This window comes from Streptomyces sp. DG2A-72, from assembly GCF_030499575.1.
Lineage (GTDB): Bacteria > Actinomycetota > Actinomycetes > Streptomycetales > Streptomycetaceae > Streptomyces.
In genome coordinates, this window is sequence record NZ_JASTLC010000001.1 from 7,130,345 (window position 1) to 7,156,357 (window position 26,013).

Annotated in this window: 27 protein-coding genes; 18 read left to right on the forward strand and 9 right to left on the reverse strand. The window is 66.5% G+C overall.

All coding sequences use genetic code 11. From position 1 onward, the window contains the following. Window positions 1-44 precede the first annotated feature (44 nt). A complete protein-coding gene (locus tag QQY66_RS34050; protein WP_301984146.1) occupies window positions 45-695 on the reverse strand; it encodes an HNH endonuclease family protein in 651 nt (216 codons plus the stop codon). Between the two features lie 518 nt (window positions 696-1,213). Here QQY66_RS34050 and QQY66_RS34055 point away from each other — a divergent pair. Both QQY66_RS34055 and QQY66_RS34060 read left to right on the forward strand, forming a co-directional pair. Then, window positions 1,214-1,537, forward strand: a complete 324-nt coding sequence (locus QQY66_RS34055; protein WP_301984147.1) for a hypothetical protein — start codon at window positions 1,214-1,216, stop codon at window positions 1,535-1,537. A 188-nt stretch (window positions 1,538-1,725) separates the two neighbouring features. Then, a complete protein-coding gene (locus QQY66_RS34060) occupies window positions 1,726-2,175 on the forward strand; it encodes a hypothetical protein (protein WP_301984148.1) in 450 nt (149 codons plus the stop codon). Window positions 2,176-2,204: 29 nt separating this feature from the next. On the opposite strand, the gene QQY66_RS34065 is transcribed toward QQY66_RS34060, so the two are convergent. Then, window positions 2,205-3,377: a tetratricopeptide repeat protein gene (locus QQY66_RS34065; RefSeq protein ID WP_301984149.1), complete on the reverse strand. Its 1,173-nt coding sequence runs from the start codon at window positions 3,375-3,377 to the stop codon at window positions 2,205-2,207. Window positions 3,378-3,631: 254 nt separating this feature from the next. Between QQY66_RS34065 and QQY66_RS34070 the strand changes: the two genes are divergently transcribed. Beyond that, a complete protein-coding gene (locus tag QQY66_RS34070) occupies window positions 3,632-4,159 on the forward strand; it encodes a hypothetical protein (protein WP_301984150.1) in 528 nt (175 codons plus the stop codon). A gap of 261 nt (window positions 4,160-4,420) precedes the next feature. Here the strand turns inward: QQY66_RS34070 and QQY66_RS34075 are convergent, their stop codons facing one another. Further along, window positions 4,421-4,840, reverse strand: coding sequence for a DUF6233 domain-containing protein (locus QQY66_RS34075; protein ID WP_301984151.1), 420 nt, complete (start codon window positions 4,838-4,840; stop codon window positions 4,421-4,423). Window positions 4,841-4,879: 39 nt separating this feature from the next. Continuing rightward, window positions 4,880-5,086 (reverse strand): hypothetical protein, encoded by a 207-nt coding sequence (locus tag QQY66_RS34080; RefSeq protein ID WP_301984152.1) that lies wholly within the window; start codon window positions 5,084-5,086, stop codon window positions 4,880-4,882. Window positions 5,087-5,696: 610 nt separating this feature from the next. On the opposite strand from QQY66_RS34080, the gene QQY66_RS34085 reads away from it, so the two are divergent. The 10 genes from QQY66_RS34085 (at window position 5,697) to QQY66_RS34130 (ending at window position 18,165) form a co-directional block, all read left to right on the forward strand. Then, complete coding sequence (locus QQY66_RS34085) at window positions 5,697-6,602, forward strand: polyprenyl synthetase family protein (protein ID WP_301984153.1); 906 nt, start codon at window positions 5,697-5,699, stop codon at window positions 6,600-6,602. Window positions 6,603-6,787: 185 nt separating this feature from the next. After that, window positions 6,788-8,164 carry a cytochrome P450 gene (locus QQY66_RS34090; protein ID WP_301984155.1) on the forward strand — a complete coding sequence of 459 codons (1,377 nt, stop codon included), beginning with the start codon at window positions 6,788-6,790 and terminating at the stop codon, window positions 8,162-8,164. Window positions 8,165-8,209: 45 nt separating this feature from the next. Next, entirely contained in the window at window positions 8,210-9,277 is a 1,068-nt protein-coding gene (locus tag QQY66_RS34095; RefSeq protein WP_301984156.1) for a hypothetical protein, read from the forward strand. Between the two features lie 127 nt (window positions 9,278-9,404). Further along, the gene (locus QQY66_RS34100; protein ID WP_301987589.1) at window positions 9,405-10,139 is read left to right on the forward strand and encodes an ISL3 family transposase; all 735 of its coding nucleotides are present in this window, start codon (window positions 9,405-9,407) and stop codon (window positions 10,137-10,139) included. Between the two features lie 519 nt (window positions 10,140-10,658). Then, window positions 10,659-12,077 (forward strand): group II intron reverse transcriptase/maturase, encoded by a 1,419-nt coding sequence (gene ltrA, locus QQY66_RS34105; protein ID WP_301984157.1) that lies wholly within the window; start codon window positions 10,659-10,661, stop codon window positions 12,075-12,077. A 644-nt stretch (window positions 12,078-12,721) separates the two neighbouring features. Further along, entirely contained in the window at window positions 12,722-14,506 is a 1,785-nt protein-coding gene (locus tag QQY66_RS34110) for a reverse transcriptase/maturase family protein (protein WP_301984158.1), read from the forward strand. A gap of 400 nt (window positions 14,507-14,906) precedes the next feature. Then, window positions 14,907-15,326 (forward strand): transposase, encoded by a 420-nt coding sequence (locus tag QQY66_RS34115; RefSeq protein ID WP_301984159.1) that lies wholly within the window; start codon window positions 14,907-14,909, stop codon window positions 15,324-15,326. Window positions 15,327-15,608: 282 nt separating this feature from the next. Next, the gene (locus QQY66_RS34120; RefSeq protein ID WP_301984160.1) at window positions 15,609-16,163 is read left to right on the forward strand and encodes a hypothetical protein; all 555 of its coding nucleotides are present in this window, start codon (window positions 15,609-15,611) and stop codon (window positions 16,161-16,163) included. 586 nt (window positions 16,164-16,749) lie between these two features. After that, window positions 16,750-17,214 carry a hypothetical protein gene (locus tag QQY66_RS34125; protein ID WP_301984161.1) on the forward strand — a complete coding sequence of 155 codons (465 nt, stop codon included), beginning with the start codon at window positions 16,750-16,752 and terminating at the stop codon, window positions 17,212-17,214. Between the two features lie 648 nt (window positions 17,215-17,862). Next, on the forward strand, window positions 17,863-18,165 hold the full coding sequence (locus QQY66_RS34130; RefSeq protein WP_301984162.1) for a hypothetical protein: 303 nt from the start codon (window positions 17,863-17,865) through the stop codon (window positions 18,163-18,165). A gap of 601 nt (window positions 18,166-18,766) precedes the next feature. Here QQY66_RS34130 and QQY66_RS34135 read toward each other — a convergent pair. After that, a complete protein-coding gene (locus QQY66_RS34135) occupies window positions 18,767-20,095 on the reverse strand; it encodes a hypothetical protein (protein WP_301984163.1) in 1,329 nt (442 codons plus the stop codon). A 533-nt stretch (window positions 20,096-20,628) separates the two neighbouring features. On the opposite strand from QQY66_RS34135, the gene QQY66_RS34140 reads away from it, so the two are divergent. The 4 genes from QQY66_RS34140 (at window position 20,629) to QQY66_RS34155 (ending at window position 23,106) form a co-directional block, all read left to right on the forward strand. Beyond that, a complete protein-coding gene (locus tag QQY66_RS34140) occupies window positions 20,629-20,988 on the forward strand; it encodes a DUF317 domain-containing protein (protein WP_301984164.1) in 360 nt (119 codons plus the stop codon). A gap of 126 nt (window positions 20,989-21,114) precedes the next feature. After that, a complete protein-coding gene (locus QQY66_RS34145; RefSeq protein ID WP_301987590.1) occupies window positions 21,115-21,399 on the forward strand; it encodes a hypothetical protein in 285 nt (94 codons plus the stop codon). A 78-nt stretch (window positions 21,400-21,477) separates the two neighbouring features. Continuing rightward, window positions 21,478-22,164 (forward strand): DUF317 domain-containing protein, encoded by a 687-nt coding sequence (locus QQY66_RS34150; RefSeq protein ID WP_301984165.1) that lies wholly within the window; start codon window positions 21,478-21,480, stop codon window positions 22,162-22,164. 111 nt (window positions 22,165-22,275) lie between these two features. Continuing rightward, window positions 22,276-23,106 carry a hypothetical protein gene (locus QQY66_RS34155; RefSeq protein WP_301984167.1) on the forward strand — a complete coding sequence of 277 codons (831 nt, stop codon included), beginning with the start codon at window positions 22,276-22,278 and terminating at the stop codon, window positions 23,104-23,106. Between the two features lie 194 nt (window positions 23,107-23,300). On the opposite strand, the gene QQY66_RS34160 is transcribed toward QQY66_RS34155, so the two are convergent. Next, the gene (locus QQY66_RS34160; protein ID WP_301984169.1) at window positions 23,301-23,462 is read right to left on the reverse strand and encodes a hypothetical protein; all 162 of its coding nucleotides are present in this window, start codon (window positions 23,460-23,462) and stop codon (window positions 23,301-23,303) included. 193 nt (window positions 23,463-23,655) lie between these two features. On the opposite strand from QQY66_RS34160, the gene QQY66_RS34165 reads away from it, so the two are divergent. Beyond that, window positions 23,656-24,342, forward strand: coding sequence for a hypothetical protein (locus QQY66_RS34165; protein WP_301984170.1), 687 nt, complete (start codon window positions 23,656-23,658; stop codon window positions 24,340-24,342). On the opposite strand, the gene QQY66_RS34170 is transcribed toward QQY66_RS34165, so the two are convergent. The 3 genes from QQY66_RS34170 to QQY66_RS34180 form a co-directional block, all read right to left on the reverse strand. Then, on the reverse strand, window positions 24,336-24,659 hold the full coding sequence (locus QQY66_RS34170; RefSeq protein WP_301987591.1) for an NUDIX domain-containing protein: 324 nt from the start codon (window positions 24,657-24,659) through the stop codon (window positions 24,336-24,338). The two genes, QQY66_RS34165 and QQY66_RS34170, sit on opposite strands and share 7 nt — an antisense overlap. A 110-nt stretch (window positions 24,660-24,769) precedes the next feature. After that, a complete protein-coding gene (locus QQY66_RS34175) occupies window positions 24,770-25,456 on the reverse strand; it encodes a hypothetical protein (RefSeq protein ID WP_301984171.1) in 687 nt (228 codons plus the stop codon). 94 nt (window positions 25,457-25,550) lie between these two features. Continuing rightward, entirely contained in the window at window positions 25,551-25,997 is a 447-nt protein-coding gene (locus tag QQY66_RS34180) for a hypothetical protein (protein WP_301984172.1), read from the reverse strand. Window positions 25,998-26,013: the final 16 nt, after the last annotated feature.

Sequence of the window (26,013 nt, forward strand, 5' to 3'; positions counted from 1 at the left end):
GTGGGGCTGCGGTCGGGCACGGGCGGGGAGCTTGGCTGTGCCCGTCAGCCGGCGGGGGTGTAGGTGACGGGTGTGTTGGGGCAGTCGGCGGCGAGGTCGGTCAGGGTCTGCTGCTCGGTGGTATCGACGGTCAGTGCCCAGCGGAGTTTGATTACGGTCCAGTCGGCGACGTAGCGGCAGACGACCGTGGTGTCGGGGAGCCATGTGGCGGGGTCCTGGTCGGCTTTTTGCCGGTTGGACCGTGCGGTGACCGCGACCAGTGCGCGTTCGTCGCCGAGGTCGTTGGCGTACTGCTCGCGCCGTTGTGCGCTCCAGGCGGAGGCGCCGGAGTCCCAGGCTTCGGCGAGCGGGACGAGGTGGTCGATGTCGAGGCCGCGGGCGCCTGTTACGTACTGATTGTCGTACCACGAGTACCACTGGCCCCCGGTGAGGGTGCACCGGCCGGTCACCTCGGGCGCGATCGTCGCTTCATCGAGAAGGACTTCGGAGCGGGTGGAGCATCCGTCGCGGTCGGCGTCGATCCAGTGGTTGAACAGGTCCCGGTCGTAGCCGGTGCGGTCCTCGTCGGCGACCGGCAGTGCGGCAACGGCCGAGTGCAGGGGGAGAGTCTCTTCGGCGTGGGCTGTTGGGGCGGTGACCGCGAGGGAGGTGATGGCCACAAGTCCGGCGCGGAGGAGGTGATTCGAGAGCTTCACGCCGTGTACATGTCCGTGCGTGCTGTGCGGCTATTCGCTGTCGTCGTGAATGCCGCACCTGTGGGTGAAATGTTCGTATGGGCTGATGGACTGCCGTGAGGCTGTGTTCCTGTGGGGCTGTCTGCATCAGGAGACTCAGCCACCTCAGGGAACCGGTACAGCGCAGGCAGCCGGGGGCGTGGGGGAACCGGGTGCGCACCTGGCAGTGACGCAGTGAGCCGTAAGCGCACCGTGCCCAACAGGGAGGCTTGCTTGGGACGATGAGTCGCCATCAGCAACCGCAGGCGCCTGAGCCTTAGGCGGCGGTGCGACTGGATTCGCGTGGCGGACGACTTTGTGCTGGCCGAGGTTGGTCTGCGATCGCCGCGCGCACCCTGACTCCGGCAATTCTTGTGCCTGAGCACCAGCCACCACGTGGTGCCACGGCGGCGCTGCCCCGAGGCCGGCCTGGCCCCGTAAGCCAACCCGTACGCGTCTCCAGGGCTGATGGGGGGTTCACTTACGGGTTCCTCTGCTTCGTGACTCAGGATTCTGGGAACTCGCGCGGTTCCGTCTTCGATGCCCTTCAAGCCGACGGCAGGCAGCCGCTCCGCGAGCCGTACGTCCGCCGGCGCACGCTGCTGAAGGAGCTGTTCACCCGCCTCCGGCTGGCCGCGCCGTGGACGCTGTGCCCCGAGACGAGCGATGTACGGACGGCGCAAGAGTGGTTGACTTCATGGACCGAGGTGCCCGGCGTGGAAGGTCTCGTGATCAAGGGCGCGGAGCAAAGGTACCTGCCAGGGGTTCGCGGCTGGTACAAGATCCGAAACAGGATGAATTGCATTGGCTGCAACAGTTCGTAATGCCCTGTCTCAGGCGTTCCCGCTGATCAGAGACGCTGTCTCGGGGATGTCCTGAGCTCTTTCGATGGCTGACCAGCGCCGCTCGATATGGACGCAACAATGATGCGTTTGATACAACGACGGGGGCCTGGCTGGAGGTCCGTCCCGACGATGCTCCCGACGAGAGCGAGGCCGGAGCCGGGACGAGTGTGCTGGTCGCACGGCGGCACCGCTGCACCGGCGAGGTGTCCTTCTTCCGCTGCTGGGCTCCCGGCGACGTCTCGCTCGGCACGCTGGTGGAAGTGATCTGTCGCAGGTGGCGGATCGAGGAAACCTTTCAACTCGCCAAGGGCTTCACCGGACTCGACCAGGGCCAGGTGACCTGCTGGAACTCCTGGATGCGCTGGTCCCTGTTCTCCCTGATCGCCGCCGCCGTGCTCGCTCTCACGGCCGCCGCCGTCCACACAGCCTCCGAGGAACAGCCCGAACTCGTGCCGCTGACCTGCCCCGAACTCATCCGGCTCCTGCGGGCCCTCACACTGCCCCCACCACTCCGCGACCGTGACCACGTCCTGCACTGGACGGCCTGGCGGTGCCACCACCAATCCGTCGCGACCACCTGCCATCAGCGACGACACCGCCGTCACGACCAGCCGTGATCAAGAACTACAGCTGCCGTGTCAGTTGCCTACTCGTTGCTGATGCGGACTTCCCAGCCGTTGTCCTCAAGGTGCTGCAGCAGCGGCTCCGCCTCGGATATGCGGCCCATTGAATGAAGCCCGTACGCCAGCGTGCGCATGGCGCTGAGGGCATACCGGTCTGACGGTCCGTGCGTTCTCTTCCAGACATCTACGACATGCTCGGCGAGCACAATCGCTGCCGGTACTTGTCCATGCTCAAGATAACCCCTGGCGAGGTTGTACTCAGCTTTGACTGTGTCGGGGTGGTCAGGTCCCAACGCCTTCTTCCGTTCCGCATACACGGCCTCCCGCAGCGGGATAGCTGCTTCACCCTCCCCGCAGATGACCAAGCAATCCGCCTGTTGCTCTACCGCCGCTAGGGTGTTCATGTGATCGGCGCCGTCGTGCGTCTCATACCAGCGTCGCGCATAGTCCCACAGCTTGGCTGCTCGGTGCCAGACCTCTTGGAATCCGTCACGGTCTTCACGCATGGTGGTGATTTCCATCGCCACTGCCTGGGTCATGGACACTGCGGCGCGGTCAGTGGCGGAGAGCGGATGGCGGTCAGGATCGTTGAAGCTGTCCGTCATCCTTTTAACGGCGGCACCGATTTCGTCCCAGATCGTCTCGGCCTGTCGAGTCACGGAATGGTTCGATCCGAGCACATCCGCGTACAGCCCGGCCGTGGACATCAGGGACAACGCCTCGAAGAGTCGGCCTTCCGCCCGGTAGAACAGGGCGAGTTGACATTCCAAGCTGAGAGTCTCGGCAGCCGCGTCACCGAGTAGACGCCGCGCCTCATCGAGCGCCTCACTGAGTAGACTGAGTAGGTTGTGCGCGGCATCGCGATCTCCGGCCGCGTAGATCGACGCCGCCAACTCGGATACACAAAGTATTGTGGCTGCGTCCTGGTTCCCAAAGAGCCGCTGGAGCTGACCGTAATTTTGGGTAAGTAACGTGACGGATTCCTCGATCCGCCCCGCCTCTCGGTACGCCGCACCGAGGTGGCAGAGCGTGATCAGCGTTTCATGATGCTCCCAGCCGAGACGCTTACTTTGTTCCCGAAGTCGCCCCTTGAAGTACCTGACCGCTCTACTCGGTCGACCGTTCGACAGATATTCGAGAGCACGCTCATCGGCGACGGACCTCCCGGCTTCGATCCACTTGCGCCACGAGCCCATGTTTGCCTCCCGACCGTCGGTGCCGCAGGAGCCTACAGTCGGCTGGCCGGGAGGGGTCCCACTCCTGGTCGGCGGATGCGCGAACAGTTCAGGGCTGACAGGTTTTGGAAGTCGGCACCGTGGGAGATACGCCACTGTTGGCCACCAGTGGTGGAGGTTATGGAGAACGGCGCGTACGGCGCTACTGAACTTCCTGAGCCTCGACATCCCAACATCACCCTGACGAGCCGAAGTCAGTACTCGCGGCAGCCACGATGCCCAAGCGATCACTCACCGTGTCCGGCACGCCAAGCGGCTCGCGAATACGCGACACCTCAACATGCGAGCCCACCAGTCCCAAGGCCGAATACTGCGACTCTCGAATACCGACACTTCACCAGTGCCGCCGTGATAGCACCGAAGCCATCGTCGGCGCTATCACCGGCACACTGCGCCGCCCCCAGGCTGCTCTCCTCGGCCGCTACAACCAGGACGGGGTGCTGCGGCTAGTGGCCCGCAGCACCCCACTGCACTCCGAGGCGGCCCGGCGTCTTGCCCTCCACCTGACCGCCGCCGGGCGTGGGCACCCCTGGGACGGCGTACGGTTCACGACGTCGTGGGGATCCCGCACGCCGCTGGACGTCGTCCTCATCGAGCCAGAGCTGGTTGCGGAGATCTACGTGGACACCGAGCAGGACAGGGGCGTCTGGCGGCACCCGGTGCGGTTCGCCCGGCTCCGCGAGGACATGGCGCCCGGCGACGTCGCGGCCTTTGGGGAAGGTGCGGTGTCGGCCGCCGGGTGACCGCGCGCGATCAGGACGCAGAGCCCTGGGGGCGAGGCATCGGCCGCCCAGCACGCGGGGCAGAGAACCTGCGCCTTGGAGCCGTAACGCTGGCTCAGGCCCTGGCGCCGTGGGCAGTAGCCCACCTCTGCCGGGGAGCAGCCCAGCAGGAGCGCGGCGGCTGCCCGGTCCATGGTCGGGTCGATGCGCTGGGCACCTCGTCCATGTGCCCGAATATGCGTCCGGCGCCTCATCTGGGCAGGTCGGGAGCGGGTGCGTCGGTTATGCAAGGTCGGTGCCCAGCTCCGTGTCCGGTCGGCAGAACTGGCAGGGCTCGATATTGGGGTCGGTGAGCGCGGCCCGTGCCTCGTCGGCCCTGATCCGATGCGGCGTGCCCTCGATCATGGTGCAGTCGGCCATATGGATCAGGGCGGGTTCCGGCCCGTTCGGCGTGCGCTTCTGCTGCACCACGAAGCCCACATTCTTCGAGGCTGGCGGGGCAAAGCCGGTCAGTGGTCCGGCCCCCTTGGGTGGGGGTTTCGTCCGCTGCGGCTGCGGGCGTTCGGCGCGCATGAGGGCCTCTCGTACCGTGTTCCGCTGGAGCCGCAGGTAGATGGCCACGGTCTCGATCTCCGCGATCTGCCGGTCGAGGAAGGCCAGGATCACCCCGAGCCGGGCCGGGTCAGGAGGCAGCTGGGACATGGCGTGCCCCATCCCCGTTCGGTGGGACGACGCACATAGTCAGCTCCTGCCTCCCCACCCGGTCGTGTGCAGCGCCGACCGTGCAGCCGTTCGCTGGCTGCTCTCCCAGTGCGGATGGAACAACACCGCAGTCGACAGCCGGATGAGCTTGCGCCGCAGCACGGTCCGCGGGTGGGCGGAGAGCTGGCGGTAGGTGGTGTGCCACTCGCCAAGGGTCTGAGCGAGCTCATCGGGAATCGGTCGCATGCTTGGATTCAATCACATGTTCGATTTTTGGCCAGTGGGACCATAGCGTTGTGACGTTCAATTGTGACTGAGTGGCCCAGTTGGTTGTGACCGCGCTTCCGTGAGGGATCGACTCGACGAGGTACAGGCCGATAATGCATGGGCCGTAGCGGTGACGGAAATGCGGCCGCAACCGGGTGCCTGTCCGTTGTCCGTGACTCAGCCGAAGTCGAGCGCCGTAGGAACGACGGGAGTCGCCGGGCCAGATCGGTGGTTGCTCCAGTGCCTGTCCCGTACCGAGCTGGACGTGCAGCCCCGCAGACCAGGGCACTCTCGATCCCTGGGCCTCTTGAGCCTCTGCTGCGTTGTACGCCGGTGCGGGGCGCTGCGCTGGGGTGTGCGGCCGGTGCCCCCTGTGCGCCGGTGGGTCCCGCTGGCGATGGGGAAAGCGCAAGGCAGAGGGTATCCGGCGCGATCGTTGGTGGACGGTATGCGGAAAAGCGAGCTCATGTCGGAGTCGAGTTCCACAGGCTCCTTGCCGCCCGGGGCGGTTGCGCCTGCCCGTGCGGGGGCCGTGGTACGGCAGGCCCTGGGTGAGGTGGTCGGGTCCCTGCCGGAGGGGGTACGTCCGGTGGCCGAGTATCACCTGGCGGTTGGTCCTTCGACTCCAGTTGGGGTGGGGCAGGGCGGCAAGGGAGTGCGGGCCGCTCTGGTGTTCGTCTGCGCTCGGGCTGTCGGCGGGAGCGAGGAGTCGGTGGTGGCGGGAGCGGTGGCGGTGGAGCTGGTGCACGGCTTTTCCCTGCTGCACGACGACATCATGGACGGTGACCGATGGCGTCGGCACCGGACTGCGGCGTGGGTGGAATTCGGGGTGCCGGCTGCCCTGTTGACGGGTGACGCACTGCTTGTCCGGGCCATGCGGGTGGTGGAGCGGACCGGCTCCTACAAGGCCGTGGCTGTGCTGGCGGAGGCCCTGGAGGGCCTGATGCTCGGTCAGAGTCTGGATCTTGACTTCGAGCGGCGCGACCAGGTGGCGCTGGAGGAGTACCGGGACATGGCCAAGGGCAAGACCGGGGCGCTGATCCGTGCCGCGTGCGCGCTCGGCGCGGTCCTGTCCGGAGCTCCCGCATCGACGGTGACGGCCTTGGAGCGGTTCGGGCAGTGTGCCGGGATCGCGTACCAGTGTGTCGACGATGTCCTGGGGCTATGGGGCGATACCCAGCGGATGGGCAAGCCCGTGGGCGGTGACATAGCCCGCGGGAAGAAGACCTATCCGCTTGTGGCCGCTCTGAGCGCCGGCGGGTCGGCGGCCCGGCGGGTGCGTGATCTGTACGCGCGCTCCGGGCCCTGGTTGCCGGACCGTGTTGCCGAGTTGGTGCGGGCGGTGGAGGAGGCGGGCGGACGGGCGGCGGCCGAGCAGGAAGCCGCCGCGCAGTTGGAGCATGCACTGCACCACCTGGACCGCGCCCGCCTGCCTGCCTCGGTGCGCGCGGAACTTGCCGCGCTGGCTGACGGCATGATCCACCGCCACCGGTGAGACGGACCCGCCGCCCACAGCCCAGGGCCGAGCCACCCTTTGTTCGCTGCGGACCACAAGGCGTCGGCCGGTGACTCCGTCCCGGGCCCGGTCGCCGGAAAGTCGAGGACAAGATGACGGGTAATGAGCAACCCTCGCTGAATACACCGAGGGCCGGTGCCCCGGCGACATCGGGCGCAGAACACGTGACACCCCGGTATGAGGCATCTGCTCGGCACCCGCGTCCGGCCGACGGTTTTCGTTCGGGGAACGCCCCGGGTCGGACGCCCGTAGTCGGCCACCTGCCGCAGCTGGTGAGGAACCCGTGGCCGTTCCTGGCCTCGCTGCCGCGCTACGGCGACCTGGTCACGGTGATGATCGGCCCGCGTGCCCTGCACATGGTGTGCGACCCCGACCTGCTGCACCAGGTGCTGGTCGATGACCGCACCTTCGACAAGGGCGGTCCGCTGTTCGACAAGGCTCGCGAAGTCCTCGGCGATGGTCTGCCGGTCTGTCCCCACGCCCAGCACCGCAGGCTACGCCGCCTCGTCCAGCCCGCCTTCCATCCCACCCGGATGCCCGGCTACAGCGCGCTGATGGGCGAGCAGATCACCGAAGTGATCGATGGCTGGCAGGACGGCCAGGTGATCGACGCGCTCTCGGCCGCCCACGAGATCGCCACCGGCATCGCCACCTCCACCATGTTCTCGACACGGCTGGACGCCGCCACCCTGGCCGAGGCCCGGCAGTGCGTGGCGATCACCATGGCCGGCATCTATCGCCGGCTGCTCACCCCCACCGCGCTGGAACGCCTGCCCACCCCCGCCAATCGGGCCTACGACCGGGCTCGCGCCCGGCTTCACCACATCGTCGATCAGATCATCGACGAGCCTGGCCGGGATCGCACCGACCACGGGGATTTGCTGTCCATCCTGCTGGCGGCTGGCTCATCGGGCACCGACGGTATGACGCCGCAGGAGATGACCGACCAGGTCGTCTCCTTCTTCATCAGCGGAATCACCAGTGTCGCCAGCGCCCTGGCGTGGACCCTGCACCTGATCACCGACCGTCCGGAGATCGCCGAGCGGCTGCAGGCGGAGTCGGACACGGTGCTGGCCGGGCGGATCGCCACCCATGACGACCTGCCGCGCTTGGACCTGGCCCGCCGGTTCGTCACCGAGACGCTGCGGCTGTATCCACCTGGGTGGATCTTCACCCGGCGGGTGTCCGCCGACACCCACCTCGCCGGCCGTCGGCTGGCTGCCGGCACCGTGCTGGCCTACAGCCCCTACCTGCTGCACCGCCGCCCCGACCTGTTCGCCCACCCCGAACGGTTCGACCCCGACCGCTGGCTGCCCGAGCGCGCCGCGTCCATCGCCCAACATGCCTACGTCCCCTTCGGAGCCGGGCCGCGCAAATGCATCGGCGAGGCTTTCACCCTCGCCCAGGCCACCCTCGTCCTGACCTCCATCACCGCGTGCTGGCACCTGCGCCCCGTTGCCGGGCAGACGGTGCGGCCCGCCCTGCGGGCCACCCTCATCCCCCAGCGGCTGCAGCTGGAAGTCGACTCCCGCCGGACCTGACCACCGCCCCGCCCGCATCCGCACGGGGCAGAGAGCCGAGGCACGATGACGCGCACCCCTGGCTCCGAGCTGCGGCCACGCCTGCGCTCCCGCTACCCGCTGCGGCGCAGCGCCCACTACCACCAGGACCTCGCCGACGGCGTCGACAGGTGGTTCCTGTCCTGGGGTCTGCTGCCCGATCCCCGACAGCAGACCGTCTTCCGGCAGACGAACCACACCTACCTCGCCGCGGTGTGCTGGCCGGCAGCCGACCGCGACACGCTGTATGACCTGGCGCGTCTAGCCGCTGCGCTGATGGCCCGCGATCACCAGATCGACACCGCCCCGCACGACCACGCCCTGGACACCGCGCGGGCCTTCCTCACCGAAGTGCGCACCCAGTACGCCCACCCCGCCGCAGAAGGCACCGATCCGCGCTGGGCCCCCGTTTTCACCGACCTGTGGCTCAGCCTCGCCGCCCACAGCTCCCCGCGCTTCATGACCCGCCTTGCCGACTCGATCGCGGACTTCCTGACCGGCTGCCTCACCTACCGGCAGACCACCGCCACAGGCGGCCACCCCCGCGACCTCACGCACTACCTGCGCACCCGCCGAACCACCATCGCCCAGCGCATCGACCACCTCCTCACCGAACTGAGCCTGTGCATCGAACTCGACGACACCGTCCTCACCCACCCGCTGATGGACCGGCTCCTGTTCCTGGATGTAGAGCGCACCATCCTCGTGCAGGACATCCTCTCGGCCCCCCGGGAACTGGCCGACGGAGAAACGGAGAACGTCCTCGCCGTCCTCGCCGCCGAGCACCGGTGCACTCCGGCCGAGGCTCTCCCCGACGCCCTGCGCCTGTACGAGCAGGCCATGGACGCCTACGACCACACCCACAGTCACCTCCTGCACACGGATCTCAGCCGTCAACCGCACCTACGCGCCTACCTGACGGCCCTGAACGACTTCAACACCGGCCTGATCGAATGGACCACAAACTCAGTCCGCTACACCCGCTCACCAATCGCCCACTGGACCATCCCGGATGAGATCGTCCACCCCGGCAACAACTCGCCCGGCACCCGAAACCTCCCGGCCCCGACGCCGTCACCGCAGCAGAACAACTGATCAGAGGGGCCCGGGCCGGCAGCGCGCGGACTGCAGGACCGTACCCTCAGGGGATCGTTCCGTCATGCGAGTGGAGACGCTTGAAGACGTCCTCCTGCCGGGTCTGAACCTCAAGGTGCGGCAGCTCATGACCGTCGATGGCAACTTGGTGGTCGACACGGCGGGATGCGGGCAGCCGGGCAGGTGTCCGCAGTGCGCGCATCCTGCCACGCGGGTTCACAGCCGATATTGGCGTCACGTATCCGAGTTACCTGTCGCCGGACGGGGGTTGATCGTCCGTCTGCACGTGCGGCGGTTCTTCTGTGATCAGCCCCAGTGCCAGCGCCGGACGTTCGTGGAACAGGTGGCGGGCCTGACCGAGCCACGCCGCCGTTCCTCACCGGCGGCACGGTCGGCGATGCGGGCCGTCGCGATGGAACTCGGCGGGCGCCCGGGCCAGCGTATGTGCGCGAAGCTGCGACTCCACGGCCGGCGGACCGCACTGCTACGGCAACTGCTCGCCCCGCCCGTGCCGGCCCGGGCACCGCGGATTCTGGGCATCGACGAGTTCGCGTTCCGCAAAGGGCGGACCTTCGGCACCGTCCTCGTCGACGTCGAGACCTCCAGGCCCGTTGACGTCCTGCCCGACCGCGAGACCGACTCGGTCGCCACCTGGCTCCACGAGCACCCCGGCGCCGAAATCGTGTGCCGTGACCGCCTGATGGCCTTCACCAAGGCCATCAGGCAGGCGGCCCCTGACGCACTTGAAGTGGCCGATCGCTGGCAGTGCGCCATGAGGCGCCTGTGCGCCGTGAGGCGCGGTGAATCGAAGGAGGTGCAAGACCTCCTCGCCAGCCTGTCGCAGCAGGCTGGTGGGAGCTGAGCGCAGTCCGACCCGGGAGACGCCGGGGAGGGCGGGAAGCAGCGCTGACAAAGCCGGGACGGCCTGGAACTGCCAGACGGGCCGGGTCCGGCGAGCGAGATCAGAGGGCATACGAGAGGAATCAGTGGTAAAGCTCCGTAAGCGTGGCACCGGCTCAAATCTGGTGGATATGGGCCGGGTTGCAGTGCACAGTCCGCCGATATGGCGGGTTGACTCCGTAGCCGACTTGGCGTGTCGGTGGGGAGGCCATGGTGAAAGCCTGCGGCGTAACCGTGGCGATGCTGCCGGGGCAAAGCTGGATGCCGGACTGATCGATCGATTCACCGTGAACACGGGAACCATCCCGCATCGCTCCCTTGGCCCGGTATCCATCCGGGTTCTTGGGATAGATGCGTCGTCTGTCGAAGGTGCGGGATGGGGCGGAGGTCCCGTAGTAGTCCGAGCGGGCGAGAGGCCCGTGCATGGCGAAGGGGGCCAGCAAGTCAGCAGTACGGATACTGGAATGCCGGGAGGCCGTTGGTGAATACCGACGAGCTGGAATACGTCTTGCTCAAGGCGGAACGCCGGGTACTGGAGATCCAGACCAAGCTGCACCGTTGGGCCAGTGATGATCCTCATCGCAGGTTCGATGATCTGTACAACCTCGTCACCAACCCGGGCTTCCTGCTGGTCGCCTGGGATCGGGTGCGGAACAACAAGGGCGCACGCACGGCGGGAGTGGACGGCGAGACCGCCTACTACATCGAGTCCGTGCGCGGGCTGGAAGGGTTCCTTGCGGAACTGCGAGAGGATCTCAAGGCTCGCACCTTCCGGCCCCTCCCGGCGCGGCGCCGCGCGATTCCCAAGGCTGGCGGCAAGGTCCGCTATCTGGGGATCGCGACCATCCGCGACCGGGTGGCTCAGGCGTCCTTGAAGCTGGTGTTGGAGCCGATTTTCGAGGCGGATTTCCGCCCGTGTTCCTACGGGTTCCGTCCGAATCGCCGGGCTCACGACGCGGTGGCTGAGGTGCACCATTTCGCATCTCGCTCTTATGAGTGGGTGGTTGAGGGTGACATCAAAGCCTGCTTCGACGAGATCTCGCACTCCGCCCTTATGGACCGGGTGCGGGGGCGCGTCGGAGACAAACGCGTCCTGGCCTTGGTGAAGGCATTCCTGAAGGCGGGCGTCCTCGACGAGGACGGCACGCTGGTGGATACCGATGCCGGAACTCCGCAGGGGTCGATTCTTTCCCCGTTGCTGAGCAATGTGGCTCTCTCGGTTCTGGACGAGTACATCGCCCAAGGGCCGGGCGGGCCAGGAGCCAGCCCTTATGGGAGGGCCAAGCGGCGCCGCCAAGGTCTGCCCAACTACCGCCTCGTGCGGTATGCGGACGACTGGTGCCTGCTCGTTTCGGGCACCAAGGCGCACGCCGAAGCCCTGCGGGAAGAACTCGCCGGGGTCCTGTCCACGATGGGCCTGCGCCTGTCGCGGGAGAAGACCCTGATCACCCATATCGACGAGGGCCTTGCCTTCCTCGGATGGCGCATCCAGCGTCACCGGAAGCGAGGCACCGGCAAACGATACGTCTACGTCTATCCGGCCAAGAAGGCCCTGGTGACCATCATGGCCAAGGTGAAGACGGTCTGCCGGCGGAGCACGAACCTGTCGCTCGAAGACCTGCTGCGTCAGCTCAACCGGATGCTGCGGGGATGGACCGCGTACTTCAAGTACGGATGCTCGAACGCGACTTTCAGCTATCTGAGGGCCTACCTCTGGAAGGAGATCGTCAGATGGCAGGAGCGCAAGCACCGGCGTGTTCCCTGGAAGGTACTACGCCGACGCTACGGCATATGGCCCGCCGAGGGCGGGATGGAACTGTTCGATCCGGCAAGGGTGAGCGCCAAGCGCTACTACTACCGGGGAACACGTATCCCGATTCCTTGGCCGAGCACAGCATGAAGTGAACACAGACCCATGGGACTTGTGGAGAGCCCGGTGCGCTTAGCGGTGCACGCCGGGTTCGGGAGGCGATCCGGAGAAACGGGCTGGTCGTGAGGCCAGTACCGCGCTCCGGGTCGACCTCACTGTCGTATCCCCGATTCAGTCGGGAAGAATTTGGAGGGAGGTTCTTGGGTCTGATGGCTTACCTAATCCGGAAACGGTGATGGGACCGCAGCATGCCAGAAAATCGACGGCCGGGCTCAGGCATTGGAGACGGGGCGTCGAGGGACCCGCGTGACACGGTGAAAGCTGGATTGCCTGAACCCCAATCTCCAGAAGACTGAAGGTCAAGTCCGCCGGAAAGATGCCTGACACCGGCGCCGCACCCTGCGACGGCTTGATGCCAGTAGCCGTCGCAACCTCCGGAGTGCGGAGCGATGCCCAGCGAGGGCATTCAAGGAGATGAGTAGGGCACCTAAATCACGCTAGGACGTACGACAAGGACGAACATGGGATCGCCTACGGGAGGAGATCTTCCTAAGGCGACGGAGGCCCCGTAGTAGTCGCCGGAGTCACGACCGGCCAAGGAGGACGGGAAAGCCGTCTGCATCGGGCGAAGGGGGCCAGGTGATCGGACACCACAGAGTCGGGAGGTATGCGTAATGCAGAGCGCCGAAACGGTGCTGGGTGTCCTCCGCGAACGCGGCAGGCGTGGCCTGCCGTGCAATGAACTGTATCGACAGCTCTTCAATCCGCAGTTGTATCTGCTGGCCTACGGACGTCTGTACTCCAACAAGGGAGCGATGACGCCCGGGGTCACGGGGGAGACCGTGGACGGCATGTCGCTGGGCAAGATCGAGCACGTCATCGATGCGCTGCGCGATGAGCGGTATCGGTGGAGCCCAGCCAGGAGGGTCTACATCCCCAAGGGGAGGGGCAGCACGAAACTGCGGCCGCTCGGCCTGCCGCCGTGGTCGGACAAGCTCGTCAGTGAGGTCGTACGTCTGCTGCTTGAGGCGTACTACGAACCGACCTTCTCCGACTCCTCCCACGGCTTCCGTCCCCGCCGGGGCTGCCACACAGCATTACGTGATGTGGCGAAAACCTGGACGGGGACAACTTGGTTTGTCGAGGGTGACATTGCTCAGTGTTTCGACCGGCTTGACCACTCGGTCATGCTCCGAATCCTGGGCGAGAAGATCCACGACAATCGGTTCCTTCGGCTGGTGCGCAACATGCTCAAGGCCGGATACATGGAGGACTGGACCTGGAACGCCACACACAGCGGGAGCCCGCAAGGTGGGGTCGTTTCTCCAATCCTGTCCAACATTTACCTGCACAAGTTGGATGAGTTCATCGAGAAGGTTCTCGTCCCGGAATACACCCGAGGAAGAGTCAGGAAACCGAACCGTGCTTTCAAGCGCATGTGGGAGGCTATGGCAAGCGCCCGGAGGCGTGGAGACCATGCCAGGGTGAAGGAGCTGCGCAAGCAACTCCACAGCATGCCCAGCATAGATACCCAGGATCCTGGCTATCGGAGGCTGAGGTATGTGCGCTATGCCGATGACACCTTGCTTGGGTTCGCCGGACCAAAGGCAGAAGCCGAGGAAATCAAGAGGAGCCTGGCGCAATTCCTGCACGACGAGCTCAAGCTGGAGTTGTCGCCGGAGAAGACGCTCATCACACACGCCCGAACAGGGGCGGCGAGGTTCCTCGGTTACGACATCACCGTGCTGCACAACGACCGCAAGATCTCTGGCAGGCGGCGCTCTGTCAATGGGACTATCGGTCTGCGTGTCCCTCGTTCGGTGGTATCTGCCAAGCAAGCCCAGTACAAGGAGCGCGGCAAACCCGCGCGTCGGCCCGAGCTGCTGAACCACGATGACCACGAGATCATCAGCACCTACGGGTCGGAGTACCGCGGCATCGTCCAGTACTACCTGATGGCCGGCGACGTCTTCCGACTCGCCCGGCTGCAATGGGTCATGGAGACCTCGATGCTCATGACGCTCGCCAACAAGCACCGCTCGTCGGTGTCGAAGATGGCCCGCCGGTACGCGGCCACCACCGAGACACCGTTCGGGCCGCGTAAGTGCTTCGAGGCCCGCGTCGAACGCACCGGCAGGAAGCCACTGGTCGGACGGTTCGGCGGGATCCCGCTGCGACAGAACAAGAAGACGGTCATGACCGACCGTCGGCTGGCCCCGGTCACGATCAAACGCAAGGAGCTGGTCACCCGGCTTCTTGCTGGACGGTGCGAGGCATGCGGACGCGTCGACGAGGTGGAAGTCCATCACGTCGCCAAGCTCGCCGACCTCGGACGGTCCGGGCACCGGCCGCCGTGGGCAGATCTCATGGCCGCACGACACCGCAAAACCCTCGTGGTCTGCGGAAGTTGTCATGCGGACATCCACGGTACAAGACCTGTGCCAGCACTCACGGAGTAGTCACCGGAGAGCGACGTGCGGCGAAAGTCGCACGCGTCGTTCGGGCTGGGGGCCGTTGGAAAAGGGCCTGCTCAGCAGGCACCTCGCCGACGGCCCACCAGTACCCTCCTCCAAAACCTTTCGACAGCCGTGGAGAAAACGTGCCGCCGACACCGCGCATGCCTGCGCCGACCCGCCGCCGCGGCCGGACCGCCGCCGGCTGCCCCGACGACTCCCCTCCTGGACCGCGTGCGTCAACGCCACAGGGATGTCAACGAATTGGCCGCCACGGGGCTTTCCCTCAGCGCCATCGGCCGCCGCCTGCAACTGGACCGCAAAACGGTACGGTGCTACCGGCACAGCGATCTTGACGACCTCCTCGCCTCGGCACGGGACCGGGGCGCAGGCGTACTCGAAGGGCGTGGCGATCCCCACCCACGCAATGACTCCCAGCCCTCGCACCATCACCTCATGGATCATGCGCCCGCAGGAGACACTCCGCCCCTCGGATACCGCACGGCTGGAAACAGCACGGTACGCCTGCCCGGAGATCGCCGCCGCCTGCGACCTCGCACGGGAATTCACGGACATGGTCCGCCACCGTCATGGCCACCTACTGTGGGACTGGATTCACAAAGCCGAGCTGAGCGGCCCCGAGGCCATCGGCATCTTTGCCGGCTCCGTCCGCCAGGATCTCCCCGCCGTCACCGCGGGTCTCACCCTGTCCTACAGCTCCGGCGTCGTCGAAGGCCACGTCAACAGAATCAAAACGATCAAACGGCAAATGTACGGTCGAGCCTCGTTCGCTCTACTCAGAGCTCGCGTCCTCCTTCAGCCGTAGCCATCACGGAAGAGCGGTCAGTACCCTTCAGTTGGCCATTGAGTGACTCAGTTGGTCGCCCGGGTGCTCAGGGTTGTTGATCAACACCTGGCAACACTTTAGTCCGCGCACAGCGTCACCTGGTCAGCCGCCTCCCGTTTCCGTGAACACCATCAGTTCACGTGAGCGTGTGCCCCCCAGGCCGGCGTCACAACTATCGGTGGATTCAGAGCTGTCCAGCAACCGATGAACGGGTGCGCTCTACGATCGCCGGTAGCTCAGGAACTGAACGCAGGGGGGCGTATGAGGCTGGTGATGAGCGATGACTATGCGGCTCTTGTCTCTGGCGTAATCGCAGTGGTGCTGGTGCTCGGCTTCGTCGAGTTCAGTTCCTTCCAGAAGCATGGCTTTGAGCAGGGACAGGCGATGGTGAGCGAGCTGGAGGAGGCGGAGACAGATGCTCTGCAAAGTATGAGGGCAGGCGTTGGTCCATCACCCGAACAACTGGCGCGCGTCAGCGAGGCAAGAGTGAGAGCACGTGCCCAGGTGCTGCCACGAGTTGTGGGTCCGCTTGCTCTATCGCTCCTCTGGGTCCTGCTCTCTTCCGTATTGGCCATCACAGAGTGTCTGGTCATCTGCTGGGCAGCGATTGATGGTCACGGTCCCGCCCCATGGCTGGCCAAACTCTCTCTCTATGCCTCCGCCACAGGAATCGTCGCTCTGCTGATCGGTGCTCTCCATAGGGCGCTCATGCTGCCTCGTCTCCAACTCCCGCCATCCGAGCGCACCGATGAGGCAAGTGAGGAGCTTCGGATTCGGCTCAGTGTGTATCAGGAACAACATCGCGGACGGCTCTGAGCTGCGTCGCCATAAGGTCGTCGGATAGGGAGGCAAGCACCTCCTGCAGGCTGACAGTCGACTGCTCCTCTTTGCGTCTTCTGTTCATGGAACAAGATCAGCCCGAGCGCCAGGGATGCGCGATCCCCCCGGGGGCGAAGGGGTGAAGACGGTACACCACGCGCTTCTCGTAGGACCGAGCATGGGGGCGTTTATCCGGAGTCCAGGAGCGGGGTCCGGATATCGGGAACCGCCCCGGCACATGAACTGTCGTGCGCGTCGTGCTTCACCTGCCGCGGCCCCCGCCTACTGTCTCCCTGTGGCTCACTTTTGCACGCACTGCGGACATAAGTACCCAGATGCTGTCATTGAGCAGACGGCGCGAGGGGATCTGCAGTGCCCCCAATGTGGGAGTAGCAGCGTCAGCGCTGAGGCGTCGGCTGGGCACGCAGCGGCTTCCGCGACTCTCAACGACACTGTAGACATCAAGATCGCGGCCCATCTTTGGCCGCGCTGGGCACGCATTGCGATCGACGGGGCACTGGATGCCCGTCGGGCCCGCTCACGGGCGGGCGAAGCAACCACGCCCGCCGCAGAGTCTGCGGCATTGGATGACGAATTTGACGCCTCACTGATCGCCGTGGCCGCCTCGGCTGCCGCGCTGGAAGCCCTCTGTGGCTCCCTGGTGGTACGCGAAGTGGTCGCAGGCAAGAAGCTGGGCGAGAACCAGCCTGCCAAAATCCGCGAGTCTCTGAAGCTCGTGTTTGTTTCGCGGCCCTTCAACGACGGGTGGACCGCCGAGTTTGATTGGCTCTATGACCTTCGGGATCCGGCGATCCATCACCGGGAGGAGCCCAAGAAGACGGTCCCTCACCGATCCCTGGGCGTGTACACCGGCCCCGAGTACGTCCACTACTCCACGGAGTCCGCAGACAAGGCGGTCCATCTGATGCTGGACGTCCTGCGCTGGTGTGTCGGCAACCCGAAGCCTGCCGTACCTGCTGCCCGTACGTGGGCGGAAGCCAACGAGCCAGTTGTGGCCAACCTGGAGAGCCGTTGGCAACCGGCGTGAGCCATGCGGTGGAGGCGGGCAACAGCCGGCCAGCGATCCTGTCACTGTTACCGGCCAACTGTGAGGTTCTGACCGCGCTTGCGTGACGACCACGTCAGAACCAGAGGGCGCGGTACGTCGTCGAGCTTGCGCGTTTTAAGCCGTCCTTGGCTGTGTGTCGTTGAGGTAGTGTCTGGCCGCCTCAATGAAGCTGGCAGCGGCGTTTGTGAAGCTCTCGCGATGTTCGCGTGCCACCTGAGGCGTGCCCTCGTCCTTGGAGGACACGTCCCACAGCAAGTCGGCGGCTTGGTCCTCAGTCAGAGCCCCGACTGCCACGGCTGAGGCGAGGGCCGATTCTGCGGACTCACACGCAGCAAGCCATGCTTCGCCGTACTCGCCCATCCTTTCCGCACGGACCTGGCGATCAGCGTCGTGAAGTGAGCGATGCGTCGTCGGGATTGCCCGTGCAGCCTCATGCACCCTGAGTACTGCTGTGTGTGCGCTCCGAACCTCGTCCACATGTCGCCCGGTTACTAGTGCTCTCCAGGATTCCAAGATCTCGCCCTGCTCATAGAGCATGTTCGCGAGCTCAACACCACACAGCGTTACGGAACGGGCGGCAGACAGTACTTCTGGAGGGCCTTCGAGTTCGACTGCCGTGATTGCCGCATGCAGCTGGTCAAGCGGCTCCCTCAGGGGCTCTGGAACATCGCGACCGGCACGCTCCTCAGCTGGCGCCATCGCGCGCTGAAAGACATCGGAGGCCGCGATGAACGCTACGTAGGCAGCTCGCTGAGCGGCGCGGTTCTGTTGCTCGAGGGTGGCGGCGTACTGAGTCTGCGCTGTGGTGACGGCAGCGCGGTAGGTGGCTTCGGCCTGAGCGTGGCTTCCCTTGGCCTGTATTCGAGCCGCCATCAGGGTGCCGACGATGCCCAGTGCTACACCAGTCAACGCAGCGCCAGCGCTCAGTAGCTCGGAATTCATTCAGGCGGCATCCTCTTCACGGCGGAGTGGGCAGATTCTGGAGGGGCTGTGGCCACTCCTCCGTGACGGCTCAGCCCGGCGACGTAGTGCGCAGTCTGCTTCCGGGCGCAGTTGTCACGCAACCGCGGTCAGAACCAACTGAAGCGCTCAGTCACACCGGTTCTGAGAGGGCCGGGGACCAGCAATGGTCTCCGGCTACCTGACCACACCTGTGACTGAGTGGCTCAGCCACAACCACCGTGGCGAGCGCCATGAAGTTCAGCCACCATCGTCACGCTGGTCCCACAGCTCCCCAGCACGCTGAGCCGCGCTGAAGGCACGCTCAAGCTCGCAGACTGCGCCCTCCACTGTTCAGTGCGTCGGAGTGGCGCGCCAGTGAACTCCGGCTTGGGTCTCCCCGTACTCGATCATCTCGGCGCTCTGTCGTGTCGCATCCCGACCGTTTCCAGCAGCCGCTGCGGTGCAATGTTAGCGGCCTGTGTGACCGCCTTGACCTTGCCGGTGACCAGGAGGTTGCGGGCTCATTCGATAGCCGCAGCCGCCGCTGCGCGGGCAAGTCCGCGGCCCCAGTGATATCTGGGGCGTGCGTTCAAGGGGTCTCTTCCAGTAGCCGGACAAGTGCCTGCAGTTGAGGGCCGCGTTCGTCCTCGTCCAGCCCGTCTGGCATGGGTGGCCACTCCGGTGCCTCGGTGTACGCGCGGGTCACATTGGAGGTGCGCCAGGCGATGGCCGGCGCGCGGACGTCGCCTCCGGCCAAGTCGTCGCGCAGGGGCAGCAGTTCCACCAGCCACGGACGCGGGTCGTGGTACAGGTAGGAGAGCTCGCCGTCTTCTTCGAGGCGGTGGAGTTCCAGCAAGAGATCGTCACCGACGATCGTGGTCCTAACAGCAAGTCCGTCTTCGTAGAGGGCTATCTGGTGGGCGAGAGTGGCCGGTAGCCGCAGCCACAGAGTGCGTGATCCTTCCTGGCTGAAGTGGAGACCGGCGTCGAAGTACTGGGGAATGAGCTCGTCCTCAGTCCCGAAGATTGGGTGTTCGTTCCAGTCGGTCCACTGGTCCAGCACGAGGGAGTCGGAGGTGACGTCCGCCCCAGGCAGCTTCGCACGCAGTTTGAGCATCTGCTGCTCGGTGAGGTGGCGGCCGAGGGCTCGGAACTCGTAGTACCAGTGCTTGTTTCCTCGCCGACGGCGGTGTCTTTCGCTCGGGACCGATTCCAGTTTGGGCTGGGGAGCCTTATAGCGGATTTGGTACCGGTACCATCTCCAGTCCCGGATTGCTTTGGCTTCAAAGCGAGGGTCAATGTAGCCGCAGGCTGGGCCTTGTTCGCCGTCGTATCCCAGATCCCGTTCTTCCTGATTGTAGGCGTCCACATCATCGGGGTAGACATTTTGCAGGTACCAGCCAAGAAACGCCGTGAGTAGAGTGGCCCGCTGTTCGTCGCCTGCTCGCTCGATCTGGGCGTGGACCGCCTTCCACAGCTTGTTGGGATGGGGATAGTCGGTCCGCATCCGTGCAAGCTGTACGCGGAACAGCTGTACGAGCGCGCCGATGTCTCGATCGGCCTCGGGTCGGGCCTCCGGGCGGCCCTGGTAGCTGTCAGCAGGGCTGGCCAGCCGCGCCAGCACCGCAGCCGTCAGGCGGGTCAGCACCCGGGTGCAGGATGTTGAGTGCAGTGGGATTTGATGCAACTTCAGCCCGCCAGTCGCGCCGTTGCCGGAAGACGCACGCTCCAGAAACAACAGCACCCCCGCCTGCTCATTCAGCCAGAGTCGATGCCAGACTCCGCTATGTGCTGCATGCGCTGCAGCGATCTTATCCAGTTCTCGCGCGCTGGGATTCTCGCCTCGTACACGCCGCACAAGGTCGTCAGCGTCGCCGGTCATGCCGGTGGCGATGAGCTGGTACTGCTGCTGGCTCATGGATAGCGTCTCCGGTCTGGCTTGTGTCCACTCCGGCTTGTGAGATCACTGTCGTGATCGCGCCAACTCATCCGGAGTCCTGCAGCGCATGAGCAACTCTCCGAGAGACCGGACGGTCCTGCTTGATGCCTGGTGGCCGCGAACCAGTACCAGCCCCGCGAAATGACGCTCCTAGCGCGTTCGCCCTAGGTTCGCTGGCAAGGAAGCCCGAGCAACTGGGTTCCTTGTCAAACGCCTCGATTGGATGACAGCGGTCACCAGTTCTGTCCGCCGACATCGAACCCAGTCCGTGGAGTTCCTTGCCATCCAGCGCAGTCGTCGCAGGTCACGGCGTTGGTGAGCGGGGACGGCCTCACCAACGCCCTTGCCAATCAAGTTAGTCGCCGCAGGTCAGCGCAGGGCGGACGACTGGATTCGCTGTCCAAGGACAAGTTCGCCTGTGGCAGACAGGAAAGATCCCGAAACGACTGGCCAACGCTTCTACGGCATGTCAACGTGGACGCCTTCCCGGAAAACACCAGGTCAGAGAGGTGATGCCTGTGGCCTTGGACGTGGCCCAGCCCGGATTCGCCACCACTGTCGAGGCGCTGCGGCTGCACTCCTGGAAACTCGGTCCCGGCCGACCGATGCTGGTGATCGACCAGTTCACGGACGCCGACTTCAAGCTGGTCGTGGACGACCGCGCCGATGTCCATGTGAACAGCAAGGACGGCAAGTTCTACCTCGGCTGGTTCCCGACGGGCCGTCCCGGCACCGACGGTGAGGGGTGGGTGATCGCGGTCACGGGCACTGCGAAGACCCGCGGGTACCGGGTGTCGTTCGACACCGAGACCCCGGCGGACATCGTCGCCGCCGCCGTGGCCCAGGTCCTGGCCACCTCCCAGCCGCTGTGAACGGCATTGTGGCCCGGTAGCCACACCACCGGGTCGTACACAACTGCATGCCCCGCTTTGCCCGGCCCCGGGCCCCCTGTCCGCTACCGCGAGGAGAACTCTGTGGAAGACCCGCACCTGCCCGAGATGACCGTCGGCGACCTCATCGGCCTTCTGTCCGCTTGTGACCGTGACGCGCCGGCCCGGCTCGCCATCAATCCGCTCTTTCCCATGGCTCACCGCATCGGCGGAGTGATCGCCTCCCAGGACGAAAACGGCACCCCCGTGGTCTTCGTCGCCGAGGCCAACGACGCCGAACAGATCGGCCACCTGCCGCCGGACGTCGCCGTCGCTCTCACCTGGCACGAGCCGACCGAGGCTCCCTCACGCCGCCGTCGCACGGCGACTTCGCCGCGCGACGGCGGCAGCTGAACCACCCACGACCTCACGGAGGCGCCCCTGCACCCGCACCACCCCCACGACCCCTCCCACCCGGACTCGCCGGACCCCGTGTACTGGGTCACCCCTCGCCATCTGGCCGGTGACGACGGCGCTCTCGCCGAGCGGATCGGCGACCTGCTGACCGGTATGGGCTGGCGCCTGTGGCCAACCTCCCGCCACACCCTGCTGTACGTGAGCCCCGACGAGCTGCGCGGCGCCGAATGGATCCTCGCCAGCTACCCCTTCGAACTCGGCGGCTTGCCCGTGGCCTGGCAACTGTCCGTCCGCCCGCACGCAACGAGCGCCCTGACGGAGTGGAACGCCTACTTCACCACCGGCGTCCCGCACGAGGCACTCGCCGACCTCCTCATCGCCCTCGACGCCCGCGAGATACCCGAGGTCGGGTTCGACGAGCCGGAGGCGGTCCTGGCCACGCTCGTCGCCCAGGGCTGGATGAGGGACGTGGACCGGCCCACGACCACCGCCACGGATCCCGGCTTCGCCTCCAGCATGTTGCTGGAGGAACTGCCTCCGCTCATCCAGGACGCCGACCCGCGCCCCGACCTGATGGGCTGGCAGGCATGGGCGGAACCCGTCCTCGGCGCCCCGTACCTGTGGTGCGCCAGCTTCAGCGCCAGCGTCCCGCACGACCTGGTCGCAGTCTTCGCCGCCTCGCTCGCCTCCCCGGTCCCCGTGCCCCGGCGCACCCTGCCAGACGGCGCGCAGGAGCGGCTTATCGTCGTCCGCCGCGACTGACGACACCGCTCGCCACCCACCCCGATGCCTCATCCCCTGGAGGTCTGCTTGCCCCTGCCCTTGATCCGGCTTTCCATCTCTCCGAGGAACGGGACCGCGCACCACGGCGTCGTGATAGGCACCGAGCCGTTGACGGTGTGCGCCACGCACTCGACCGATCTCGCGCCCATCGCGGAGAGCACGGCGCATTCTCTGTGCCAGAGCTGTACGCGTGCCTGGCTCATCCTCACCACGCACCCCCACCCCGACGGCGAGCCGGATCTCCGGCCCGCCGCCGGCACCGGCAAGAGTGCAACCGCTCACCGGCCGATCCCGGGGCATCTGCTGGGCTACTGCGGCAAGCCGCTTCACGCGCGCCCGACGTCGGCCCGGCGGGTGTGCGCCAACTGCTCGTCGCTCGTGGCGGCCCTGGAACGCTTCCATCGCCTCGCGGGTGAGGTGAGCGTGCTCTCCGAGGGATCGTGCCCTCGCGACGAGGCCGTGCTGTGGGCGCCCAACGGCCGCGGAAACCTTGTCACCGGGCACCGCCGTCATGCCGCCTCCGGCACCGCTTGGTGCGGCACGCCGCTGTCCGGGCCGAATCCCGACGCGAGCACCGAATGCGCCCCTTGCCGCCGAGCGTGGAGGATCGAGCGCGACCGGCGGACCGGTGCGTTGCCCCGGATGCGGTCCCGTGCCCGCTGGTGGCACCAGCGCAGGGAGGTGGAGACTTTCGCGGGCCGCGCCGCAGACATCAACTCCGGTGACGTCTATACGCTGTCGGGCTGCCCGGATCAGCACCACGTCCTGACCGTGACCCGCCCGGCCCGGGGCCGGCGGCTTGCCGTCCTCGTCTATCTCCCTGCTGAAGACGAGATCGTGGAGCTGGGGATGCACCACGACCGCCTGCTCGTTATCGAACGGCCGCATATGCCGGAGGCGGGCCTGCCCACGCTGGCATGACCCCGTGCGGCGGTGCGGCACCGGCCTGCTGCGATAGCGCCAGTGTCAGCCGACGGTCATGACCCAGAACGCCAGGGCCCGGTTCTCTCACCTTCGCAAGGTGAGAGAACCGGGCCCTTTTCATGCTGTCAGGGCGTTGTGTCTTGCAGGTGTTCACAGGGCACCCGGACGGTGCGGGTAGTGCGGGAGTAGCCCTACAGGCTCCGTAGCGGCAGGCGCCGTGTGAGTTGTTCGACGTAGTGCCGGACATGGGGCGGCATCGGCTCGGGCAGCGCGTCGAGCGGAAACAGGCGAAGAGCCTGGCCCTCACCGAGGACCAGTTCGTTCTCGGCACCGTCCCATTCCACGACGAACACGTGGGGTGGCGTCTTGCCCTTTGTCCGGTCTCAGTGAAGGTAGCGAACGGTCCGCCCAACGTGGCGAGTCCTCATAGGGGCGGTTCGCTCGCGTGGTGTTGCCGGTCCGGGGCTGATGGGGCCGCTAGGGTCCCGGGACGTGACGGAGAAGAGGGAACGGGGCTGTTTCTGCGGGTGCGGCAAGAGCGCAGAGATGGGCAGGTGGTTCGTTCAGGGCCACGACGTCATCGCGGCCGCCGCCCTGCGCGCTGTGGAGGAACTGCGCCTGCCACGCCAGCTGGTCTCGCTGGGGTTCGGCCCGGAGCGCTCGGTGGTAGAGGCGGCCGTCCGGGCGGCAGGCTGGGTGCGCTGCCTTGGGTGCGCGTACGTCGGGCCGTCGGCCAACCACACCTGCACCGCCGGCGCCCCGGCTAGCGATCGGCCCCCCGCTGAACCCGAACCCGGACTGGAGCAAGCGCAGGAGCCCGTACCACCGAGCCCCGCCGCAGCGTCGCTGGCTGAGTCCGGGGCTGCCCAGGGCCGATTGCTGCCGAGTGCGGACGACCCAATGTGGGAGGCGGTGCCGCTGCATCTGCGCCAGCAACTGCGGGGCCCCGCGCACCAGCTCGTGTCGCCAGCGCAAGGGCCGCTGAAGGCGCGGGAGAACCGGCGTCTGCTGAGCGCGGTACGGGCGGCCAGCCGGATGCGGATGACCGGCGCCCACTGGACCCTGCTGCTCACCACCGGCCGAGAGTCTTTCGGTAGCCCGCACAGCCAGCGTGCCCAGCTGCTGTACGGGGTGCTGGAGCAGGTGGCGGCTCAGCACGCGGCGCCCGCCGAGGTTGAGGGCGCTTGCCCGCAGGTTCGCCATGTTGAGCGAACTGTTCGCCACCTTCACTGAGACCGGACACCCTTCTCGTACGCGGTGACCGCGGCCTCCTCGATCGCGTCCGGCACGATGCCGGTCTCCTCCAGCAGCTCACGAAGGATCGTCTCGAGCGGCGTCTCGTCCGCCTCCGCTCCGCCGCCGGGCATCGACCAGTGCCCAGGCCAGCTGATGCCGGCCTTGTGGTTCCGCAGCTGAAGCACGATCTCATGGCGAGGCGTGGTGACGAACGCAAAACACCCGCGGGTCTTCGTCGGCCGGCCTGCCACGCCGGTGACCTCTCTTCGTACGACAGTATCCGCGTGGCGCCCGGCCCGAGGCTGGGGCCGCATCACGGTTCTGACGGTGCGCAGTTGTCTGGGGACCACGGTAGTGCCGTATGACGAATGCCCCGTCCTCCCCTGGAGGCAGGGGAGGACGGGGCGGGATGGTGTGTCACGGGTCAGTGGGCCAGTGCCGTTCGTACGGCGGCGGCGAGGTGGGCGTTGACGAGGGCGGGCGACCCGGAGACGACCACCAGGATCGTGCCGCTGCGGATCGCCGTCTGCTTGACGACACTGCGCTGGCCACCGGCGCTGTACGTGAGCAGCTGACTCCACTGCTCGTCACCGAGCCGGGGCGCACTCACCTGCTGGGTACGCATGTCGATGAGCGTGCTGCCCACCGACACCTGGTAGGCGGGGCACGACGTCATGGCGTTGAAGATCCGGTTCACGCCCGTGGACAGCTTCGGGGCGGTGTCGCTGTATAGCTCCTCGGACACCTCCGAGCCGTTGGATGCCGCGTAGGTGAAGGTCACCTTCGCCGAGTGGGGAAAGTTGAGGCTGCCGCCAGTCGCCGCCTGGCCGCCGAGCTCGGCCAGCGCCGGGCAGCCGATCACGGTGACGTCGTCGTGCTGCTGCACGGTGTCGGGCTTGCGGGTGTAGCCCTCGCCCAAGTCGGTCTCGTTAAGGAGCCGTTTGGCCAGTGCGGCCGAGGACAGCGGCGTGGCCGCCGGGGTGTTGTGGTCCTCCGCGTGCGCGGCTGCGGTGGAGGACGTGGGGTTGGAGGGGCCGGAGGTGTTGTTGGAGCAGCCCGCCAGGGCCAGGACGAGGCCGAGGCTGAGGACGGTCGTGGTGTGCAGGCGCATGCGGAAAACCCCTAAACGGCGCGGTGCGGACGGTCTGACCGGGCCGGCCCTCCAACTGCCGGCAGATGCGAAGGGGGTAGGGGTTTCGAGAGGGTCAGTGCCCGAGGTGACGCAGGCCGTCCTCCAGGGTGGGGTGCCAGTGGTCGACGGGACCGGAGTTGCGGTTGTACCAGGCGGCGTCCAGACGCGGCTCGATCACCTGGTGGCCTGCCGGGCAGCGCAGCCACACCGAGTCGTCGTTCATGTTGAAGACGATCCAGTCCCGGTACGCGCCGCACTGCGTGCAGGCGTGGACCTCGCCGTCGATGACGAGCGGCGGCATCCAGCGCATCATCACGCCTTCGACGTCATGCCGCGACGGGGCCCGCAGATCGGCCGGCGGGAAGTCCGGCACGGCAGTCTCCGCGTCGTCTGTGGCCGGGGACTTGGTCTGGACGGTGTCGCCCGGCCAGGGCTCGTGCGCGTGCAACTGTCGCAGGGCGAGCGCCTCACGCTGAGCTTGGCGGAACTCCCTCTCGTCGCGGGCACGTCGTCGGAACATGCGGTCTCCATCCCCT

Bases quoted from the DNA above. Each gene is read 5' to 3' on its own strand.
- QQY66_RS34065 (WP_301984149.1), bottom strand. From the start codon at position 3,377: ATGGGCTCGTGGCGCAAGTGGATCGAAGCCGGGAGGTCCGTCGCCGAT.
- QQY66_RS34070 (WP_301984150.1), top strand. From the start codon at position 3,632: ATGCCCAAGCGATCACTCACCGTGTCCGGCACGCCAAGCGGCTCGCGA.
- QQY66_RS34075 (WP_301984151.1), bottom strand. From the start codon at position 4,840: ATGTCCCAGCTGCCTCCTGACCCGGCCCGGCTCGGGGTGATCCTGGCC.
- QQY66_RS34080 (WP_301984152.1), bottom strand. From the start codon at position 5,086: ATGCGACCGATTCCCGATGAGCTCGCTCAGACCCTTGGCGAGTGGCAC.
- QQY66_RS34095 (WP_301984156.1), top strand. From the start codon at position 8,210: ATGACGCGCACCCCTGGCTCCGAGCTGCGGCCACGCCTGCGCTCCCGC.
- QQY66_RS34100 (WP_301987589.1), top strand. From the start codon at position 9,405: ATGACCGTCGATGGCAACTTGGTGGTCGACACGGCGGGATGCGGGCAG.
- QQY66_RS34110 (WP_301984158.1), top strand. From the start codon at position 12,722: ATGCAGAGCGCCGAAACGGTGCTGGGTGTCCTCCGCGAACGCGGCAGG.
- QQY66_RS34120 (WP_301984160.1), top strand. From the start codon at position 15,609: ATGAGGCTGGTGATGAGCGATGACTATGCGGCTCTTGTCTCTGGCGTA.
- QQY66_RS34130 (WP_301984162.1), top strand. From the start codon at position 17,863: ATGCAGCTGGTCAAGCGGCTCCCTCAGGGGCTCTGGAACATCGCGACC.
- QQY66_RS34135 (WP_301984163.1), bottom strand. From the start codon at position 20,095: ATGAGCCAGCAGCAGTACCAGCTCATCGCCACCGGCATGACCGGCGAC.
- QQY66_RS34140 (WP_301984164.1), top strand. From the start codon at position 20,629: ATGCCTGTGGCCTTGGACGTGGCCCAGCCCGGATTCGCCACCACTGTC.
- QQY66_RS34145 (WP_301987590.1), top strand. From the start codon at position 21,115: ATGACCGTCGGCGACCTCATCGGCCTTCTGTCCGCTTGTGACCGTGAC.
- QQY66_RS34165 (WP_301984170.1), top strand. From the start codon at position 23,656: ATGGGCAGGTGGTTCGTTCAGGGCCACGACGTCATCGCGGCCGCCGCC.
- QQY66_RS34170 (WP_301987591.1), bottom strand. From the start codon at position 24,659: ATGCGGCCCCAGCCTCGGGCCGGGCGCCACGCGGATACTGTCGTACGA.
- QQY66_RS34175 (WP_301984171.1), bottom strand. From the start codon at position 25,456: ATGCGCCTGCACACCACGACCGTCCTCAGCCTCGGCCTCGTCCTGGCC.
- QQY66_RS34180 (WP_301984172.1), bottom strand. From the start codon at position 25,997: ATGTTCCGACGACGTGCCCGCGACGAGAGGGAGTTCCGCCAAGCTCAG.